The following is an 18,143-nucleotide window of genomic DNA, read 5'->3' as shown; positions in this document are numbered from 1 at the left end:
GGCTCTTTTTATTCTTTATTTTTTAACGATTCGGTGATTTCATTCATTTTTTGAACTTTTTCTTCGAAATTCCCTTTCAGCGTTTTGCGATATTCATTTAGGTTTTCGACCATTTTATTGATATCGTCCGGTATTATTTCTTCGAAAAATTCACGTAATCTTTTGGCGGTTGTCGGTGATTTACCGTTTGTTGAAATAGCTATTTTGACATTTCCTTTGGTTACAATTCCTCCCAAATAATAATCGCATAATGGGGGTGTGTCGGCAATATTGCAAATCAGATATCTTTTTCGTGACAATTCAAACACACGTTTATTGATTTTTAAATCATCGGTACAGGCAATAACCATGTGCCGCTTCTTCAACATTTTTTTCTTGAACTTGGCCTTAGTCAATTTCACGGAAGGATGCCTTTCAACCAACGCTTCCAGTTCAGGCAAAAACTTCGGTGCAACCACCTCAACATTTGCATTGGGACTGGATTTTAGCATAAACGATAACTTTTCTAAACCCACATTTCCTCCGCCTACAATAAGCACATTGAGGTTGTGTAATTTTAAAAATATTGGATATAATTCGTTTGTTTCCATTACTACCTTATTTCAGATGCTATAAATTCCTTGTAAAACCCTTTGAGCCTGATGCTTTCTTCTACCACTTCTCCGATAACAATTATCGCTGGCGAACTTAATTTGTTCTCCTTCACAACTTGTTGGATCGTGTTAATTGTTCCAACACTCATTTTTTCTTGCGGAGTAGTTCCGTTTTGAATTACCGCAACCGGAGTTTTTCCTTTAGACTCTTTTTGAAACAGTGATACAATTTGCGATAATTTACTCATTCCCATCAAAATCACAATTGTTGCCGAGGATTGTGCTGCAAGCGCCACATCATGTGACAAATTCCTGTCTGATGTTGTACCTGTTATGACCCAAAAGCTTTCGGAAATACCTCTCTTTGTCAAAGAAATTCCTTGGTAAGCAGGAACTGCAATTGCCGATGAAATTCCGGGCACTACAAATGTAGGGATTCCAAAACTCTCTGCGTATTCTATTTCTTCGCTTCCACGACCAAAAATAAAGGGATCTCCCCCTTTTAACCGAACCACATTTCCATAAGTAAGTGCATTATCTACAATCAACTGATTGATCTGGTCTTGCGAATATTCATGTGCTCCAATTCTTTTACCCACAAATATTTTTATGGCATTTTTTGGAGCATGATTCATTATTTCTTCATTGGCCAGCGCATCGTACAAAACCACTTTCGCCTCAGCAAGTGCTTTTACTCCTTTGAGAGTAAGCAAATCCGGGTCGCCGGGACCCGCACCTACTAAAGTTACTTTTGGTTGTATCGCATTAGGCATCCGCTAAATCTTTTGCTCTATAGTTTTCAATATTTTCAAAAAACGAAACTGCTTCCTGAATGTATTTTTGTGCAAATGCTGCAGAAGGATCATTCGCTTTTATTTGGTATACTAAATCTTTGAAAGAGGTACTCAAATTAATTTTATTACTTTCAACAAAAACAGTATCAAACAAATCGATAATTCCAGCGTGGTGATTCGTTTTTTGATTCTCGGCAAGCAATAACGCTTTAGCACCGTTAACAAAACCAGCATAGGCTAAATAAATGGCATCTGCCCATTTTTTATCTTCAAAAGCTTCCTGTGCGAAAGTTAATTTGTCTTTGGCTTCCAATAGTAAAGTAGCCACTAAATCAATAACTACACCTGCACATTCACCTACCCCAACTGCTTTCACATAGTTGTCGGCATTTCCCCAATCTACGAAATCAGCTTCGGTAAGGTTAGTCAAATCAGCTAATGGCTTCAAGAACTCATAGAAATATTTCTCTCCTTTTGCATCGTAATAATCCAAGAATGATTGTCCGTTGGCATTCGCATCAAAATCATTTAAGATAAAACGCAACGCATCTGGTCCTCTTCTACTTGGAATTTTGATCACTTTGTCAGAAAATCTTCCTGCTCCGTTTCCTAAATTTCCTCCACCCAATAAAACTTGAAGTGCCGGCGCGACTAATTTCCCAGAATTAATGGACATTCCCTGAAAACCAATTTGCGCCATATTGTGTTGTCCACAAGCATTCATACAACCACTAATTTTAATTGTGATTTCCTGATTGTTGCTGTATTGTGGATATTCTGTTTCTAAAACTCTTTCTAATTCTACTGCAATTCCAGTACTGCTCGCAATTCCTAAATTACAAGTATCTGTCCCTGGACAAGCGGTAATATCTGCAGTACCATCGTACCCTAAGGCCACGAAATCAAGCTTCGCTAATTCTTGGTAGAAAAAAGCTAAATCATCTTCCTTTACGTGACGGATAACAATGTTTTGTCTTAAAGAAAAACGCAATTCATTGGCTGCATAATTTCTAATCAAATCCGCCAATAATCTTGCTTTATCAGTATAAAAATCGCCTAAAAGGACTTTGATACCAATGGCTACATACCCTGCTTGTTTTTGAGGAATTACATTCGATTTTTTCCAGGCTTCGAAAGCAGCTGTGTCTTCGATAACCACTTTTGGCGCGACTAATAACGGAGCTGGAATTCCACCGTCAAAAGCGGCAGTGTCAATTTCAACCGTATGGCATGATAATGCTTTTTTCTCTTCGTCAACCAATCGTAAAAATTCGTCTCTTCCTAAATCTTTAATTAAGAATTTCATACGTGCTTTCAATCGTTTGGCTCTTTCCCCGTAACGGTCAAATATTCTCAAAACCCCTTCGGTTGTCGGGATAATTTGGTTTACCGGAATAAATTCAGACAATAATTCAGCATGACTTGGCTGAGAACCTAATCCACCGCCGAGCATTACTTTAAATCCTCTTTCGCCATTTACAATTTTTGGAATAAAACCTAAATCATGCATATAGCTCAAAGCGGTATCTTTATCCGAAGATGAAAATGAAATTTTGAATTTACGTCCCATTTCCTGACAAACCGGGTTTCTCAAGAAAAATTGAAACAACGCGTGTGCATAAGGCGATACGTCAAAAGGTTCATCCACATCGATTCCTGCTGTTTCACTAGCCGTAATATTTCTCACGGTATTACCGCAAGCCTCTCTCAAAGTAACATCATCTTTCTCCAATTCTGCCCAAAGCTGCGGTGTTCTGTCCAAACTCACATAGTGAATTTGAATATCCTGACGGGTTGTGATGTGTAAACGTCCTGTTGAATATTCATCCGAAACTTTAGTAATACGCAACAATTGTTCGCTGGTCACCTTACCGAAAGGCAATTTGATTCGGATCATTTGAACGCCTTCCTGACGTTGACCGTAAACTCCTCTAGCCAAACGGAGGCTACGGAAACGCTCATCATCAATTTTTCCATCACGGAATAAAGCAATTTTTCTTTCTAAATCGATAATGTCTTTTTGGACAATCGGATCTTCTATTTCGTTTCTAAAACTTTGCATCTGTAGTTATGTTTTTAGCAAAAGCTAGGTTTAGTTTATAAAACCAACTCCTGCAGTTGTATTGGTTGCGGCATCAATTAAAATAAAAGCTCCGTTTGATTTGTTGTCATTGTAGGCATCAAAATACAAAGCTTTACTCAACTTAATATTCACTTCACCTATTTCATTAATTGCCAATTGAGTTGCCGGAGTTGAACCCGAATAATCCGTTGCAATTACATTTTTCACACTTTCGATTTTCGCCAAAACTCTATTCGTATTGTGCTGTATAAAATATTTTGTTCCTGGAACTAACTTTTTGCTGTCCATCCAACAAATTGTAGTATTGATCTCTTTTTCGATTTTAGGAAGCTCATTCGATTTCACAATCATATCGCCTCTGGTCACATTAATATCATTTTCCAATTCTATTGTAATAGACGAACCTGCAGTAGCCTCATCATATTGCTTGTCGAAAAAATGAATATTCGTCACTTTAGATTCTGTCAAAGAAGGAAGAACCGTTACTGCATCTCCAACTTTTATATTGTCTCCGTACAACTTTCCAGCATATCCTCTAAAGTCATGGTATTCCTCCGTTTTTGGTCTGATAACTGTCTGAACCGGGAAACGCGCCTGTCCTTTTTCGTAAACATCTTTTGGCTCTAAAGCCTCTAAATGTTCCAATACTGTTTGCCCGGTATACCAAGGCATATTTTCTGATTTATCAACCACATTTCCACCGTTGATAGCACTTAACGGAATGTAACTAACGGTTTGCTCTTTGAACGTGCTTTTAGCATTTAAAGCTTGAAAATCAGCTTTGATCTTATTGTACACTTCTTCAGAATAATCAACCAAATCCATTTTGTTTACCGCAACAATCACTTCTTTCACTCTCAATAAATTATTGATAAAAAAGTGTCTGTAGGTTTGCTCAATAACCCCTTTACGAGCGTCAATCAAAATAATTGAAACTTGTGAAGTTGAAGCTCCGGTAACCATGTTTCTCGTATATTCGACATGACCTGGAGTATCGGCAATGATGTAACTTTTCTTTGCAGTCGAAAAATAAATATGAGCTACATCAATCGTGATTCCCTGTTCTCTTTCGGCAACCAAACCATCAGTAGCCAATGAAAAATCCAGGTAATCGTATCCTTTTTGTTTGCTGCTTTTTTCTATTGCTTCAATCTTATCTGTAGTCAACGATTTTGTATCGTATAATAATCTTCCGATTAAGGTACTTTTTCCGTCATCTACACTTCCTGCTGTTGCTATTTTTAAAACTTCCATTTTTATTTTGAGTTTAAAGTTTACAGCGTAAAGTTTTAAAAACTTCACTAATAAACTTCTTGTTTTTTATACTTGTTTGCTAATTTTTAAAAATAGAATTCTAAAAATAACCTTGTTGTTTTCTTTTTTCCATCGCAGCTTCAGAACGTTTGTCATCAATTCTGGCTCCTCTTTCAGAAATAGTTGAAGATCTGATTTCACCAACCACTTCTTGAATAGTTGCTGCATAAGAATCAACGGCAGCAGTACAACTCATATCTCCAACAGTTCTAAAACGAACAATTCTTTCTTCGATTTCTTCATCTTCTTCCTGAAACACAAAAGGAGAATGGGACCAAATCATACCATCTCTCAAGAATACTTTACGTTTGTGTGAAAAGTAAATAGATGGAATTTCGATTTGCTCTTCTTCAATGTAACTCCAGACATCTAATTCTGTCCAGTTTGAAATTGGGAACACACGAACATTTTGTCCATTTTCAATTTTTCCATTCAAAATATCAAACAATTCCGGACGTTGGTTTTTCTCGTCCCATTGACCAAAATCATCACGAACAGAGAAAATACGCTCTTTAGCTCTTGCTTTTTCTTCATCTCTACGTGCACCACCAATACAAGCATCAAATTTAAATTCTTCAATAGCATCCAAAAGTGTTATCGTTTGCAAACTGTTTCTGCTTGAATATTTACCGGTTTCTTCGACTACTTTCCCTTGGTCAATAGCATCCTGAACATTACGAACGATTAATTCCAATCCTAATTCAGCCACCAATCTATCTCTAAACTCAATCGTTTCAGGAAAATTATGTCCTGTATCTACGTGTAACAATGGAAAAGGAATTTTTGCAGGAAAGAATGCTTTCTGTGCCAAACGTACCAATGTAATGGAATCTTTTCCACCAGAGAAAAGCAAAACTGGCTTGTCGAATTGAGAAATCACTTCTCTAAAAATGTATATCGCTTCGCTTTCTAAAGCGTTTGTTTTTAATATTGAACTCATTATTCTTTGTTTATTTGATTATTGCTTATTTGCTTATTCGTCAAGACGATTAAACAAACGAACAGTTAAACTGTTATTTTTGGTGTAACCCACATTCTTTATGACTCGATTCCCATGACCATCTTCCCGCTCTTATGTCTTCACCAGGAGCAATTGCTCTGGTACATGGCGCACAACCTATACTTACAAATCCTTTTTTGTGCAGTGCATTTTGTGGCACATTATTATCATCAATGTATTTTTGGACTTCGGCTAAAGTCCATTTTAATAATGGGTTGAATTTTATAAGTTTAAAATTGGCATCGTATTCAAAGGCTGCCAAATCATTTCTATTTTCTGATTGTTCGGCACGTAACCCGGTAATCCAGATTTCATTCCCTTTTAATGCTTTAGTCAACGGCGCTACTTTTCGAATAAAACAACATTCTTTTCTATTCTCCACTGATTCGTAGAAACTGTTTGGCCCCTTTTTATTTAATAATTCCTCCACTGCGGTTGCTTCCGGAAAATAGGTTTTAATGTCTATTTTATACTTTTTCAATGTCTTGTGAAAAACATCATAGGTTTCCTGAAACAATCTTCCTGTATCCAGAGTAAAAATCGTAATCGGCAAATCATTTTTTGCAATCAAAGCGGTTATTACCTGATCTTCCTGGCCGAAAGAAGTAGAAAAAACAACTTTATCCTTGTATTCATTAGCTAAAAAAGCAAGCGTTTCCTCAATGGAAAAATCTTTTGTTTTATCTAATAAAGCGTGTACTATTTCTGTATTCATAATTCCTTTTATCTTTTATAATAATTTCGACAAGGTTCTTAAACTCAAAATGATAATTAACACACCTACCAAAATCATCATCGGTTTTCTTTTGATTTTATTGACTAATAAAGCAGCAATTGGCGCAGCAATAACACCACCTAAAATCAGACCTATAATCACCTGCCATCCTTGTATTCCTCCAAAAATCATAAATGTTATTCCACTTGCAAAAGAAACCGCAAACTCGGCAGCATTTACGGAACCGATCGTATATCTGGGATTTCGACCACGTCCCAATAATGTAGAAGTGACAATTGGCCCCCAGCCACCACCTCCAACAGCATCCATAAAACCTCCAAAAGAAGCCAAAATATCGAGGCGTTTCGTTTTCTTTTTAATAATGTTTTTTTGCATTGCTTTTCTGATAATTATAACAGCCAAAGCGATCATATAAACTGCAATAAAAGGTTTTATCGCATCCCCATCAATTACGTCAGACAATAAATAAGCTCCGGCTATAGAACCCAAAACACCTGGAATCAATAAATGTTTCACTAATTTTTTATTAATATTTCCAAATCTATGGTGAGAAATCGCAGAGGCTCCTGTAGTAAACATTTCAGCAACGTGAACTCCTGTACTACTGATTGCAGGAGGAATTCCATAAGCCAATAAGAAAGAAGTTGATGTCGCTCCGTACCCCATTCCTAAAGTTCCATCCACTAATTGAGCAAAGATCCCAATACAGAAAAAGATTAAAAACTCCTGATTAAACCCACCTATAAAGCCATTCCATGAAAATTCAGCATGGTGATTATACACCAAGGTAGATATCAATCCTATTAACAAAGTAACTGGAATAACTACCCACAGACGCTCTTTGAATGTCACTTCGGTTTTTACAACCACACTATTTTCTTTCAATTCTTTATTCATGTTACGAGGTGAAATTAATTTAATTCAACATTATCCATTACCCTATCGGAATACTAGATTAAGATGCAAAAATAACACATTTTACTTAACTACAAAACTTATTTTAAAAAAATGTTTGTTAAAATGTAATATCCGCTAATGAATTGTTTTCCAATATCATGAGTGTATTGTCCCGTACCTCAGTCATTAGCTTATGGACCGAGCAATTTGCCTCATCAATACAGTCATCACATTTTTCATAAAAGTTATGACTCACACAAGGCAATAGCGCTATAGGTCCTTCAAGAATGCGATATACATGAGCCATATTAATATCTTTTGGCTCTTTGATCAGGTAATACCCTCCGCCTTTTCCTTTTTTGGCTCCCAAAAAACCAGAATACCGTAAGAGTAGTAAAATACTTTCCAAAAACTTAATAGAAATATTTTCACTTTTTGCAATATCCGCAATAGGAACCGGGGTTTGGTTCTCCTGTCGAGCCAAAAATGACAACGCTTTTATTCCGTATTTAGTCTTTTTCGAAAGCATTTTAAAAGATATAAGATTGAAGATTAACGATTTTTGATTTCAAATTTTAAAGTAATTCTGAAACCTGCCTGTTTTTATATTGTAACAACAAAAATATACTTTTTGATTTAAGAACAGCCAACGGAGAGTAACGATTTTTGATGTGGATTACATCCGCATTCAAAAATCGTCATTCTTCCTCAGCACGCTTACAAAAGTGCCTGGTCTAAATCAGCAATTACGTCCGCCACGGTTTCTAAACCAACAGAAACGCGCACCAATCCATCAGTAATGCTTACTGCCAATCTTTCTTCAACGGATAACTTACTGTGTGTTGTCGAGGCTGGATGGGTTACAATTGTTCTGGTATCACCTAAATTTGCTGAAAGCGAGCACAATTGAATTTTATCCAAAAATGCTCTTCCCGCTTCGATCCCACCCTTTATTTCGAAAGCAACGATATTTCCACCTAATTTCATTTGTTTTTTTGCAATTTCATATTGTGGATGCGATTTTAGGAAAGGATATTTCACACTTTTCACATTCGGATGACTTTCCAAAAACGCAGCAACTTTCAAAGCATTTTCGCAATGTTTTTCTACGCGAACAGCTAATGTTTCTAAACTTTTAGATAAAATCCAAGCATTAAATGGAGATAACGCAGGTCCTGTATTTCTTGAAAACAAATAAATTTGTCTGATCAAATCTTCGCTTCCTACAGCAACACCGCCTAAAACACGTCCTTGTCCGTCAATTAATTTTGTGGCAGAATGAACCACTATATGTGCTCCAAACTTTATAGGCTGTTGAATATATGGCGTTGCAAAACAGTTGTCGATAATCAATATTAGGTTGTGTTTTTTGGCAATATCCCCTAATAATTGCAAATCAATAATGTCTACTGCAGGATTTGTAGGTGATTCTGCGTAAAGTATTTTAGTATTTGGTTTAATAAAATCCTCAATTGTTTCTGGTTTATTAATATCGAAATACGAAGTTTCAATATTCCATTTTGGAAAATAAGTGGTAAACAAAGCGTGTGTAGAACCAAAAACACTACCTGCCGAAACAATATGATCCCCTGAATTCAACAACGCTGCAAAAGCAGAATATACAGCGGCCATTCCTGTAGCAAAAGCATACCCGGCTTCAGCCCCTTCCATTTTGCAGATTTTTTCGACAAACTCAGTTGTGTTTGGATTGCTGAAACGGCTGTAAATATTTCTGTCTTTTTCTTCCGTGAAAGAAGCACGCATATCTTCGGCATCTTCAAATACAAAACTGGATGATAGATATAAAGGCACAGAATGCTCTAAATATTGTGATCTTCCTATTTGTGTACGTATCGCTTGGGTTTCAAAACCAAATTCTTGTTCGTTCATTTTCGATTTTTTGTTTAAAGTTTAAAGTTGTTGGTTATCGTAGGACAACCATCACTTTATACAAACTATAATGATTTATTATTTAAAACTACTTTATATTTTATTGTGGCAGTTGGCTCTACCGTTTTAGCAACTGAACAATATTTTTCAAAAGAAAGTTGCGCTGCTCTTGCTGCTTTTTCTTCATTAATAGGTCCTTCCAAAAAGAAAATAACACCAATTTCTTTAAATGGTTTTGCTTCTCCTATTGACACACGAAGTCCTTCCACCTCCGCTTTGAACGAAGTAATTTCTTGTCTTTGTTTTTTAAGGATCGAAATCATATCAATCGCACTGCAACCAGCAACACCCATCAATACCAATTCCATTGGGCTAGCCCCCATATTATCGCCTCCAAACTCAGGTCGACTATCTACATTGACAACATGTCCTCGTTCGTTTTTTAATTCAAAATGGTAATTATCGTTTACTCTTTCTAACTGTATTTTCATCTTAATTTCTTTTTATTTTCAATCTTATGTCTAATTCCAAAGTTTTGAGTCAAGTTCTGCAATCTTATAGCACTATCCTTTATCCGACAATCTCAATATATCTCCAAAAACGCCTCTTGCAGTAACGGCTGAACCTGCGCCTGCACCTTGAATTACAATTGGTCTGTCGCCGTACGATTCAGTGTAAATTTCGAAGAAAGAGTCAGAACCTTTCAATCCGCCCAAAGCGGTATCTGAAGGTACAGAAACTAATTTTACTTCCAGGTTTCCTTTATCATTTTGCAAATCTCCTGACAATTCCCCTATGTATCGTAACACGTGATTTGGTTTTTGTTCGCTTTTAATTTTATCATAAATAGCATCAAATTCCTTCAATTTATTTAGAAAATCAGAAACGTCACCTTCCCGTAAATGCTCCGGAATTAAATTCTGAATACTAATTTCTTCAAATTCATTTTGCAAATCCAATTCTCTTGCCAAAATTAGTAATTTTCTACCAACATCATTCCCACACAAATCTTCTCTTGGGTCTGGTTCGGTATAACCATTATCAATTGCTTCTTTCAATATCTCACTAAACGGAGCGTCTTTTGCAGAAAAATTATTAAATAAATAACTCAGTGTTCCCGAAAAAACGCCTTTGATCTTCGTGATATTCTCTCCTGAAAGATGCAATAGTTTTATCGTATCAATCAGTGGCAATCCCGCTCCAACATTGGTTTCATATAAATAACTCTTTTGATTATCAGCTAATATTTTTCGCAATTTTTTATAAAAGCTATAGCTTAAGGTATTCGCCACTTTATTTGAAGAAATCAAATCGAAACCATTCTCTATCAAAGGAATATAATTTTCTACAAATGCAGCACTTGCTGTATTATCAATTGCAATTAAGTTCTCTAAGTGATGCTCATTTGCATAAGCGATAACATCATCAATTGTGTACGAAAACCCATTATTCTGGATTTCATTTTTCCAATTTGGAGTGACGCTGTTTTTATTTAAAAGCACATTTTTAGAATTTGCAATTGCAAAAACATTCAGTTTTATATCTTTTCTTTTCTCAATGGCTGTAGCCGATTCCAGTATTTGGTTAATCAAAGTTCCACCTACTAATCCATGTCCGAAAATCGCAATATTAATTTTTTTAGAAACTCCAAAAATCTCTCCGTGAATCACATTTAACGCTTTGTGAAGTTCCGATTTTTTCACCACCAAACTCACGTTTTTACCCGTAACGGTATTATTGAAAAGGATGGGAACAATTTTATTTTTTATCAATGCCGTATACGGCTTATGGAACGTACTCAAATCCTGACCAATGATAGAAATCACCGAAACATTATCGGTTACCGTTATTTTATTCACATCTTTCGAATAGAAATCATTTTCGAATTCTTTCTCTAATTCAATCATTGCTTTTGTCGCCTTATCGGCATCAACTACCAAACCGATTCCTCTTTCTGAAGAACCCTGAGAAATGATGCTTACACTAATATCATTATCACCCATTACTCTAAAAATACGAGCATCAACTCCGGTTTTTCCAAGCAATCCTCTGCCTTCCAGATTTACCAGCGATACATTTTCAAGAACTGAAAGTGTTTTAATTCCCGCAGCATTCGAATTAGAAGTGATTAATGTTCCTTTATTTTCATGGTTGAATGTATTTAAAATACGAAGTGGAATGTTTTTTTCCAATAAAGGAATAATTGTTTTGGCATGAAGAATCGTTGCTCCAAAATTAGCCAATTCATTCGCCTCATTAAAAGTCAAATGGTCTATTTTTTTAGCGTCGTGAACTAAATCAGGATTAGCAGTGTAAATTCCGTCAACATGCGTATAATTCTGAAGCTCATCCGCATCAATATAATTAGCAATCAGTGAAGCGGTGTAATTGCTACCGTTTCTTCCCAAAGTTGTGGTATCGTTCTTACTATTGGAACCTATAAAACCGGTAACAACATTGACGGTTGTCCCATTATTTTGTTTGAAATAATTGATTACATTTTTTTTCGAAATTTGCTCCAAAGGCTGTGCATCACCAAATTTAGAGTCCGTTTTGATTAATTCCCTTGTATCTGCGAAACGCGCATTTACTCCATTTTTGATTAAAATAGCCGTTAGCAATTTTGCAGAAAGCAACTCTCCCTTTGAAAGCACCTGATCTTTGATTTTATTACTGTAATCACCAATTAAACTTACCCCTTCAAAAAGTTTTTCCAGAACGTTAAATTCTTCTGACAGATCTACGTCCTGATAATCGTCCTGCTGGTATTTTTTGAAGTCTTCAAATAACGGCTTATAATTTCCGTTTTTAGAAGCAACTCCTAAAATTTCTTCCAGCTCATCCGTAGCATTTCCTCTTGCCGATACTACTATGGCAATTTTTTCTCCTTGATTTACTTTATCCGTAATAATAGCGACTACTTTGTTTATTCCCTCGCCATTCGATAACGATTTACCTCCAAATTTTAATATTTTCATTGTGTATGTTTTTATAGTGTGTTGCCCCTAAAAAATAGACGCAAGCAAATTGTCTAATTGTTTGTATTCTATCAGAAAAGCATCGTGTCCGTGAATGGAAACAATTTCCTGATAGGTGATGTTATTTTTATATTTTTTTAATTCCTCATACGTCGCCCTATTTTCACTTACCGTAAAAAACAGGTCCGAATTAATTCCGATGATGTGAATATCGGCTTCAATTTTAGATGCAATTGCTTCAAATGAACCGCTATTCCGGGTAATATCTATTGTTTTGAGCAATTGATTCATCATTTTATAAGATGAAAGTTGGAATCGTTTTTGAAGTTTTTCACCGTGATGACACAACCAGCTTTCTATATTAAAAATGGCCAGCTCCTCATTGGTGGTTCTCTGAAATTTTGCAGCAAAAGATTCAGGGGTTCTATAACAAAGCATGGCATGAATGCGGGCATCTTCAATTGGCTTTGAAGAATTATTCAAAATTTGTTCCTGCAAAAAGCAATTGGCGATCAACCAGTCGGTCGATTTCCAATCGGTCGCTATAGGAATTAAATGTTGCGTGATTTTTGGTTCCAAAGCCGCTATTTCCCAGGCAATTCCGCCGCCAACTGATCCGCCAATAATAGCGTACAGTATTTCAATTTTCAAAAAACGAAGGCCTTCAATAAAAATTCTGGCAATATCTCTGGCGTTAAAATCCAAATAGTTTTCAATGATGGTATCGTCAAAACCGTTTCCAGGAACATTAAAAGCCAGTATGGTATATTTAGCGGTATCTATGGTTTTGTTTTCACCAATTAAATCATTCCACCAGCCAGTCACTCCCACAACCTGGGAATTGCCGGTCAATGCATGATTTACCAAAACTATTGGAGCGGAATGTAAAGCTGGTCCAAAAACCTGAAAACTTAAGTTTAAGGCAGCATAAAAAGCCCCGCTTTCCGTGGTGAAATTTTGTAATGTAATAGGTGTTGGTTTATTTTCCAATTTTCAAATCTTTTATGATTTTTTGATTTGTGTCTGGAAATATTAGAAAGAAAGCTAGAAGTAAACTAGGAGAATTCTTAGTGTTATCTTTCCACATCAGGATGTGGTAGAATGCAGCACCTTCTTCGATAAATCGAAGGGTTGCTAAGGCTTCACCGGGTCTAATCCCTCTGCCTTTCTTTATAACATTTCAATACAGTTCTGAACTTAAAGGCACAAATTAACTACTATTTTTTTTAAGAAACAAATTTTTATAAAAATTGATTCTAATTGTTTCATTGAAAAACAATCTCGAAAAACAACTCACAATTATTTTTACGACGAAGGAATGACCCCTTTAAGTGGATTTTATCCTTCGCCGAAAGAACAACTTGGAGTAACAGTCTCAAGTAAATCAAAACTGCTATTGGAATTTGATTCTTTAAATAAAAAGTTCTTCATTTTCTTTTGAATACATTAGAAAAAGCAAAGAATTTGGCACCATTTTTTGCGCTGAAGGATCATTTTTTGATATTTCGAATCTTGGATGAATCAATTCATTTTTTGAATCGTTACCGTTTTCTGTTTTGTTCCTGAAACTAAAGTTTTTTAGCAACCGAAAGGTCCTTGGGAAATATTTTGATGCTCTCATAATTTTAAGATATTAGGTATTATTATTTTTTTGATTAATTGGATTCTGAAACAAATTCAGCATAAATAAAAAACCCTTTTAGATACGTATCCAAAAGGGTTTTAAGTTGTGTTATAAACTTATACTTTTGGGATCAACAGACATTAATACACATAATGGCATTGGCACAAAATCTGTTTTTGACCTTAGAATTATTTATTTTCTGTTGCTTTAGCGTATTCATTTTATTCCTGTTTTTATTATTGTTTAAAAAATTACGTTCGATGTATTTCAAAAAAAAAACCTCCCGTTATCCGGGAGGCTTTTTGCTATATAAATTTTTAATTTAAATTTAAGCAATAAACGACCCGCAGGATTCTTCCTGAATGGCTTTTGACATATTGCACACATTAAATTTCATCTTTGTTTTTTTTTCTTATTGCAAATATGCTAATTGTTTTTGAATTTTCCAAATAAAAATCATAAAATTTAATTACAATTATTCTTGCCTCATTATCAAACCGTTTCGATTCGTTTTAAAGGACCAGAGAGCAAAAAAATTATACCAATTGCGCTTTTCTTATGCCTTCGAAAACTGCTTTCAGGTCTTCTTTCAAATCCTCAATATCTTCCAAACCGACCGAAAGTCGGATTAAATCTTTAGAAACTCCGGTTGCAATTTGTTCCTCGTCGGACAATTGCTGGTGCGTGGTGCTTGCAGGATGAATAATTAGTGATTTTGTGTCGCCAATATTCGCCAGCAGAGCGAATATTTTAGTTCCGTCGGCTACTTTTTTAGCCGCTTCAAACCCTCCTTTTAATCCAAAAGTAACTACTCCGCTTTGTCCTTTTGGCAAATATTGCTGCCCTAAAGAATAGTATTTACTCGATTTCAATCCCGGATAATTCACCCACGCCACGTCTTCCTGACTTTCTAACCACTGAGCCAAAGCCAAAGCATTATCACTGTGTCTCTGAATACGGATAGCAAGCGTTTCTAATCCCTGAATAATCTGGAACGCATTGAATGGACTCAAAGCAGCACCATAATCCCGCAAACCTTCTATACGAGCTTTAGCAATAAAAGCAGCATTTCCAAGGGCCTCGTGATACACCAATCCATGATAACCCGCAGAAGGCTCTGTAAATTCCGGAAATTTTCCATTGGTCCAATCAAAATTTCCTGCATCAATAATAACACCTCCAAGTGAAGTTCCGTTACCTGTTATGTATTTAGTCAATGAATGGATGACGATGTCCGCTCCATATTGAATCGGGTTCAGTAAATAGGGAGACGCAACCGTATTATCAACAATAAAAGGTACTTTGAATGCTTTGGCTTCAGCAGAAATAGCCTTCAAATCCAACACATCTAATTTTGGATTCCCTAAAGATTCCACAAAAAATGCTCTGGTATTCTCTTTGACTGCATTTTTAAAATTAGCCGGATCGGACGGATCTACAAATGTGGTGGTGATTCCTAATCTGGGTAACGTCACTTTTAACAAATTATAAGTCCCGCCATACAAACTGTTGGAAGCCACAATTATGGTCCCCGGCTTTTAGCAATACCAATAACGTTGTGGCAATTGCAGCAGTTCCTGAAGCAGTAACTACTGCCCCGATTCCCCCCTCTAAAGTGGCTAACCGTTGTTCCAGAATGTCATTTGTGGGATTGTTTAATCTTGTATAGATAAATCCGGCTTCCGCAAGACCGAAAAGGTTGGCGGCATGTTCAGAGTTATTGAAAACATAAGAACTGGTTTGATAAATAGGAACGGCTCTGGTTCCTGCGTTTTTTGTTACGTCGTGTCCTGCGTGCAATGCGTTTGTTGCAAATTTTTGTGTGCTCATGATGTTTAGGTTTTACTATTAGTATTATTTATTTTGTTATTAATTTTAGATTGTGATACGTGTTGTTTTTTTTAATTTATTCCCTGTTTTTCGCAGCATTGGGTCAAAAAAAAAGTCCTTTTGGATGGCTTACCAAAAGGACTTATAGTTGGAACTATAACAAAGATTATATCTTTCACTTTTGGCAATAGCAGATCGGGATGCACTTACGCATCATACAACATATCATCATTTTATTTGCTACTGTTTTTTTCATTGTATTTATACCGATTGTGTTTCAGCTTCTTTTTTTAGTTTGACAAAATGGAATTCCTTTTTCTTTTTTCTTTCTTTCTTTTTTTCTTTCTATTTCTTCCCTAAAACAAAAAAAACCGCTGCGGTTAGCAGCGGTCTTAATTGTATATTTTTAAATTATAAAGCTATACAATAGTGAATGCTGCGGAAGATTCTGGCATCATGCAACACATATTGATAGTAACTAATTTCATTTTTTTCTTATTTGATACAGCAAAATTGCAACTAATTTTTGAATTCACCAAATAAAAATTAATTTATTTTATAAACCCTATAGAAATAGTAGAATATGTTAAATTACTTCATTTAAATTAAAAAAAACAAAAGATTAATTTGCAATTCAAAATGGTTTCATACATTTGCACCCGAATACAAGAGGAAAAATTTGAACTGATTGCAACCTCTTCATAATGAAACGAATTCATTATGGATGCTGAAAATTTTTCAGTAGAAAAAATGCTAAAGCAGAAACTCTTCTTTAGTCCTTTTCAGCAATTATTTTTTTCTCGCTTAATTTTAAACTAATAATTATTATGGCCTATTTATTTACGTCAGAATCTGTAAGCGAAGGACATCCAGACAAAATTGCAGATCAAATTTCGGATGCATTAATTGATAATTTTTTGGCATTTGATGCTGACTCAAAAGTAGCTTGCGAAACTTTAGTAACTACTGGTCAGGTAATTTTGGCTGGTGAAGTAAAATCAAACACCTATTTAGATGTACAACAAATCGCTCGTGACGTAATCAAGAAAATTGGTTACACTAAAAGCGAATATATGTTTGAAGCCAATTCTTGCGGGATTCTTTCTGCTATTCACGAACAATCAGCTGACATCAACCAAGGTGTTGACAGAGCAAATCCTGAAGAACAAGGAGCTGGAGATCAAGGAATGATGTTTGGTTATGCTACTAATGAAACGGATAATTACATGCCATTGGCTCTTGATTTATCACATAAATTATTACAGGAATTAGCCATTTTAAGACGTGAAAATAACGAAATTACTTATTTGCGTCCAGATGCAAAATCACAAGTAACTTTAGAATATAGCGATGACAACAAGCCTATCCGTATTGAAGCTATTGTAATCTCAACACAACACGATGATTTTGATGAAGAAGCAACAATGCTTGCCAAAATCAAAAAAGACATCATTGAAATATTGATTCCAAGGATTATTGCAAAAAATCCTGCGCATGCTCATTTATTCAACGACACAATCCAATACCATATTAACCCAACCGGAAAATTCGTAATTGGAGGACCACACGGAGATACCGGACTTACGGGAAGAAAAATTATCGTAGATACTTACGGTGGAAAAGGGGCTCACGGTGGTGGTGCATTCTCTGGAAAAGATCCAAGTAAAGTGGACAGAAGTGCAGCTTATGCTACGCGTCATATCGCTAAAAACTTAGTTGCAGCTGGTGTTGCAGATGAAATTTTAGTACAGGTTTCTTATGCCATTGGCGTGGCAAAACCGATGGGTATTTTTATCGATACGTACGGAACCTCAAAAGTGAATTTAACCAATGGTGAAATTGCTAAAAAAGTAGAAGCTATTTTTGATATGCGTCCTTACTTTATTGAGCAACGTTTAAAGTTAAGAAATCCTATTTATAGTGAAACTGCTGCTTACGGACATATGGGTCGCACGCCAGAAACAGTAACTAAAACTTTTTCTGCTCCGGGCGGTAATGAAAAAACAGTTACGGTAGAATTGTTTACTTGGGAAAAATTAGATTTTGTTGCACAGGTTAAAACAGCCTTCGGATTGTAATTGTCTGAAATTATTCATACAGAAAACCCGCAATTCATACCGATTGCGGGTTTTTTTAGCGCAGACGCAAATTCAAAATCCTTGCCTGAAAAAGATGGAATATATTCTTGGATTGCCGTTACAAATTATACTTCAAAGAAAATATTAAATACCTCGGCTGCACCGTATATTGTGAAGTTCTTGTCGAAAATTGAGAGAAACTGTCGTCGTTTAACCCAAGTTGCAGGTCTTTAGCCCGAACTGCCACTGTCTATAAGTGATTCACTTTTTTTTATTTCCAGTTTGTGTACTACAGACTTTTTAGTAAACGGATAATATTTCAATTT

At 35.7% G+C, this 18,143-nt stretch carries 14 protein-coding genes, 1 pseudogene and 1 riboswitch; of the genes and pseudogenes, 1 reads left to right on the top strand and 14 read right to left on the bottom strand.

Going from position 1 to position 18,143, the window contains the following annotated elements; translation table 11 throughout:
- Nucleotides 1-8: 8 nt before the first annotated feature.
- The 14 genes and pseudogenes from ACNQGH_RS17290 to ACNQGH_RS17225 form a co-directional block, all read right to left on the bottom strand.
- Nucleotides 9-590, bottom strand: a complete 582-nt coding sequence (locus ACNQGH_RS17290; RefSeq protein WP_417957263.1) for a precorrin-2 dehydrogenase/sirohydrochlorin ferrochelatase family protein — start codon at nt 588-590, stop codon at nt 9-11.
- Between the two features lie 2 nt (nt 591-592).
- Nucleotides 593-1,366 carry a uroporphyrinogen-III C-methyltransferase gene (gene cobA, locus ACNQGH_RS17285; RefSeq protein WP_417957262.1) on the bottom strand — a complete coding sequence of 258 codons (774 nt, stop codon included), beginning with the start codon at nt 1,364-1,366 and terminating at the stop codon, nt 593-595.
- Complete coding sequence (locus ACNQGH_RS17280) at nt 1,359-3,449, bottom strand: nitrite reductase (protein ID WP_417957261.1); 2,091 nt, start codon at nt 3,447-3,449, stop codon at nt 1,359-1,361. Before ACNQGH_RS17280 ends, cobA begins: the two co-directional genes overlap by 8 nt.
- A gap of 30 nt (nt 3,450-3,479) precedes the next feature.
- Nucleotides 3,480-4,724, bottom strand: coding sequence for a sulfate adenylyltransferase subunit 1 (locus ACNQGH_RS17275; protein WP_417957259.1), 1,245 nt, complete (start codon nt 4,722-4,724; stop codon nt 3,480-3,482).
- Between the two features lie 100 nt (nt 4,725-4,824).
- Nucleotides 4,825-5,724 carry a sulfate adenylyltransferase subunit CysD gene (gene cysD / locus ACNQGH_RS17270; RefSeq protein ID WP_417957258.1) on the bottom strand — a complete coding sequence of 300 codons (900 nt, stop codon included), beginning with the start codon at nt 5,722-5,724 and terminating at the stop codon, nt 4,825-4,827.
- A gap of 73 nt (nt 5,725-5,797) precedes the next feature.
- Entirely contained in the window at nt 5,798-6,499 is a 702-nt protein-coding gene (locus tag ACNQGH_RS17265; protein ID WP_417957257.1) for a phosphoadenylyl-sulfate reductase, read from the bottom strand.
- Nucleotides 6,500-6,514: 15 nt separating this feature from the next.
- On the bottom strand, nt 6,515-7,417 hold the full coding sequence (locus tag ACNQGH_RS17260; protein ID WP_417957256.1) for a sulfite exporter TauE/SafE family protein: 903 nt from the start codon (nt 7,415-7,417) through the stop codon (nt 6,515-6,517).
- Between the two features lie 118 nt (nt 7,418-7,535).
- The gene (locus ACNQGH_RS17255) at nt 7,536-7,946 is read right to left on the bottom strand and encodes an RrF2 family transcriptional regulator (RefSeq protein ID WP_417937729.1); all 411 of its coding nucleotides are present in this window, start codon (nt 7,944-7,946) and stop codon (nt 7,536-7,538) included.
- Between the two features lie 188 nt (nt 7,947-8,134).
- Nucleotides 8,135-9,307 carry a trans-sulfuration enzyme family protein gene (locus ACNQGH_RS17250; RefSeq protein WP_417957255.1) on the bottom strand — a complete coding sequence of 391 codons (1,173 nt, stop codon included), beginning with the start codon at nt 9,305-9,307 and terminating at the stop codon, nt 8,135-8,137.
- A gap of 65 nt (nt 9,308-9,372) precedes the next feature.
- Nucleotides 9,373-9,798, bottom strand: a complete 426-nt coding sequence (locus ACNQGH_RS17245) for an OsmC family protein (protein WP_417957254.1) — start codon at nt 9,796-9,798, stop codon at nt 9,373-9,375.
- A gap of 72 nt (nt 9,799-9,870) precedes the next feature.
- The gene (thrA, locus tag ACNQGH_RS17240) at nt 9,871-12,285 is read right to left on the bottom strand and encodes a bifunctional aspartate kinase/homoserine dehydrogenase I (protein WP_417957253.1); all 2,415 of its coding nucleotides are present in this window, start codon (nt 12,283-12,285) and stop codon (nt 9,871-9,873) included.
- 27 nt (nt 12,286-12,312) lie between these two features.
- On the bottom strand, nt 12,313-13,275 hold the full coding sequence (locus tag ACNQGH_RS17235) for an alpha/beta fold hydrolase (RefSeq protein ID WP_417957252.1): 963 nt from the start codon (nt 13,273-13,275) through the stop codon (nt 12,313-12,315).
- Between the two features lie 80 nt (nt 13,276-13,355).
- A riboswitch (SAM riboswitch) is annotated at nt 13,356-13,464 on the bottom strand.
- A 232-nt stretch (nt 13,465-13,696) separates the two neighbouring features.
- Nucleotides 13,697-13,906, bottom strand: a complete 210-nt coding sequence (locus tag ACNQGH_RS17230) for a hypothetical protein (protein ID WP_417957251.1) — start codon at nt 13,904-13,906, stop codon at nt 13,697-13,699.
- A gap of 539 nt (nt 13,907-14,445) precedes the next feature.
- Nucleotides 14,446-15,739, bottom strand: a pseudogene (locus ACNQGH_RS17225) (O-acetylhomoserine aminocarboxypropyltransferase/cysteine synthase family protein).
- Between the two features lie 827 nt (nt 15,740-16,566).
- Between ACNQGH_RS17225 and metK the strand changes: the two are divergent.
- Nucleotides 16,567-17,817: a methionine adenosyltransferase gene (gene metK / locus ACNQGH_RS17220; RefSeq protein WP_417957250.1), complete on the top strand. Its 1,251-nt coding sequence runs from the start codon at nt 16,567-16,569 to the stop codon at nt 17,815-17,817.
- Nucleotides 17,818-18,143: the final 326 nt, after the last annotated feature.

This window comes from Flavobacterium kochi (assembly GCF_048286715.1).
Taxonomy (GTDB): domain Bacteria; phylum Bacteroidota; class Bacteroidia; order Flavobacteriales; family Flavobacteriaceae; genus Flavobacterium.
This window is presented reverse-complemented; position numbering and strand designations above follow the sequence as displayed.

What these genes read in the sequence shown, in the direction of transcription:
- ACNQGH_RS17290 (WP_417957263.1), bottom strand. Translation starts at nt 590, where the DNA reads ATGGAAACAAACGAATTATATCCAATATTTTTAAAATTACACAACCTC.
- cobA (WP_417957262.1), bottom strand. Translation starts at nt 1,366, where the DNA reads ATGCCTAATGCGATACAACCAAAAGTAACTTTAGTAGGTGCGGGTCCC.
- ACNQGH_RS17280 (WP_417957261.1), bottom strand. Translation starts at nt 3,449, where the DNA reads ATGCAAAGTTTTAGAAACGAAATAGAAGATCCGATTGTCCAAAAAGAC.
- ACNQGH_RS17275 (WP_417957259.1), bottom strand. Translation starts at nt 4,724, where the DNA reads ATGGAAGTTTTAAAAATAGCAACAGCAGGAAGTGTAGATGACGGAAAA.
- cysD (WP_417957258.1), bottom strand. Translation starts at nt 5,724, where the DNA reads ATGAGTTCAATATTAAAAACAAACGCTTTAGAAAGCGAAGCGATATAC.
- ACNQGH_RS17265 (WP_417957257.1), bottom strand. Translation starts at nt 6,499, where the DNA reads ATGAATACAGAAATAGTACACGCTTTATTAGATAAAACAAAAGATTTT.
- ACNQGH_RS17260 (WP_417957256.1), bottom strand. Translation starts at nt 7,417, where the DNA reads ATGAATAAAGAATTGAAAGAAAATAGTGTGGTTGTAAAAACCGAAGTG.
- ACNQGH_RS17255 (WP_417937729.1), bottom strand. Translation starts at nt 7,946, where the DNA reads ATGCTTTCGAAAAAGACTAAATACGGAATAAAAGCGTTGTCATTTTTG.
- ACNQGH_RS17250 (WP_417957255.1), bottom strand. Translation starts at nt 9,307, where the DNA reads ATGAACGAACAAGAATTTGGTTTTGAAACCCAAGCGATACGTACACAA.
- ACNQGH_RS17245 (WP_417957254.1), bottom strand. Translation starts at nt 9,798, where the DNA reads ATGAAAATACAGTTAGAAAGAGTAAACGATAATTACCATTTTGAATTA.
- thrA (WP_417957253.1), bottom strand. Translation starts at nt 12,285, where the DNA reads ATGAAAATATTAAAATTTGGAGGTAAATCGTTATCGAATGGCGAGGGA.
- ACNQGH_RS17230 (WP_417957251.1), bottom strand. Translation starts at nt 13,906, where the DNA reads ATGAGAGCATCAAAATATTTCCCAAGGACCTTTCGGTTGCTAAAAAAC.
- metK (WP_417957250.1), top strand. Translation starts at nt 16,567, where the DNA reads ATGGCCTATTTATTTACGTCAGAATCTGTAAGCGAAGGACATCCAGAC.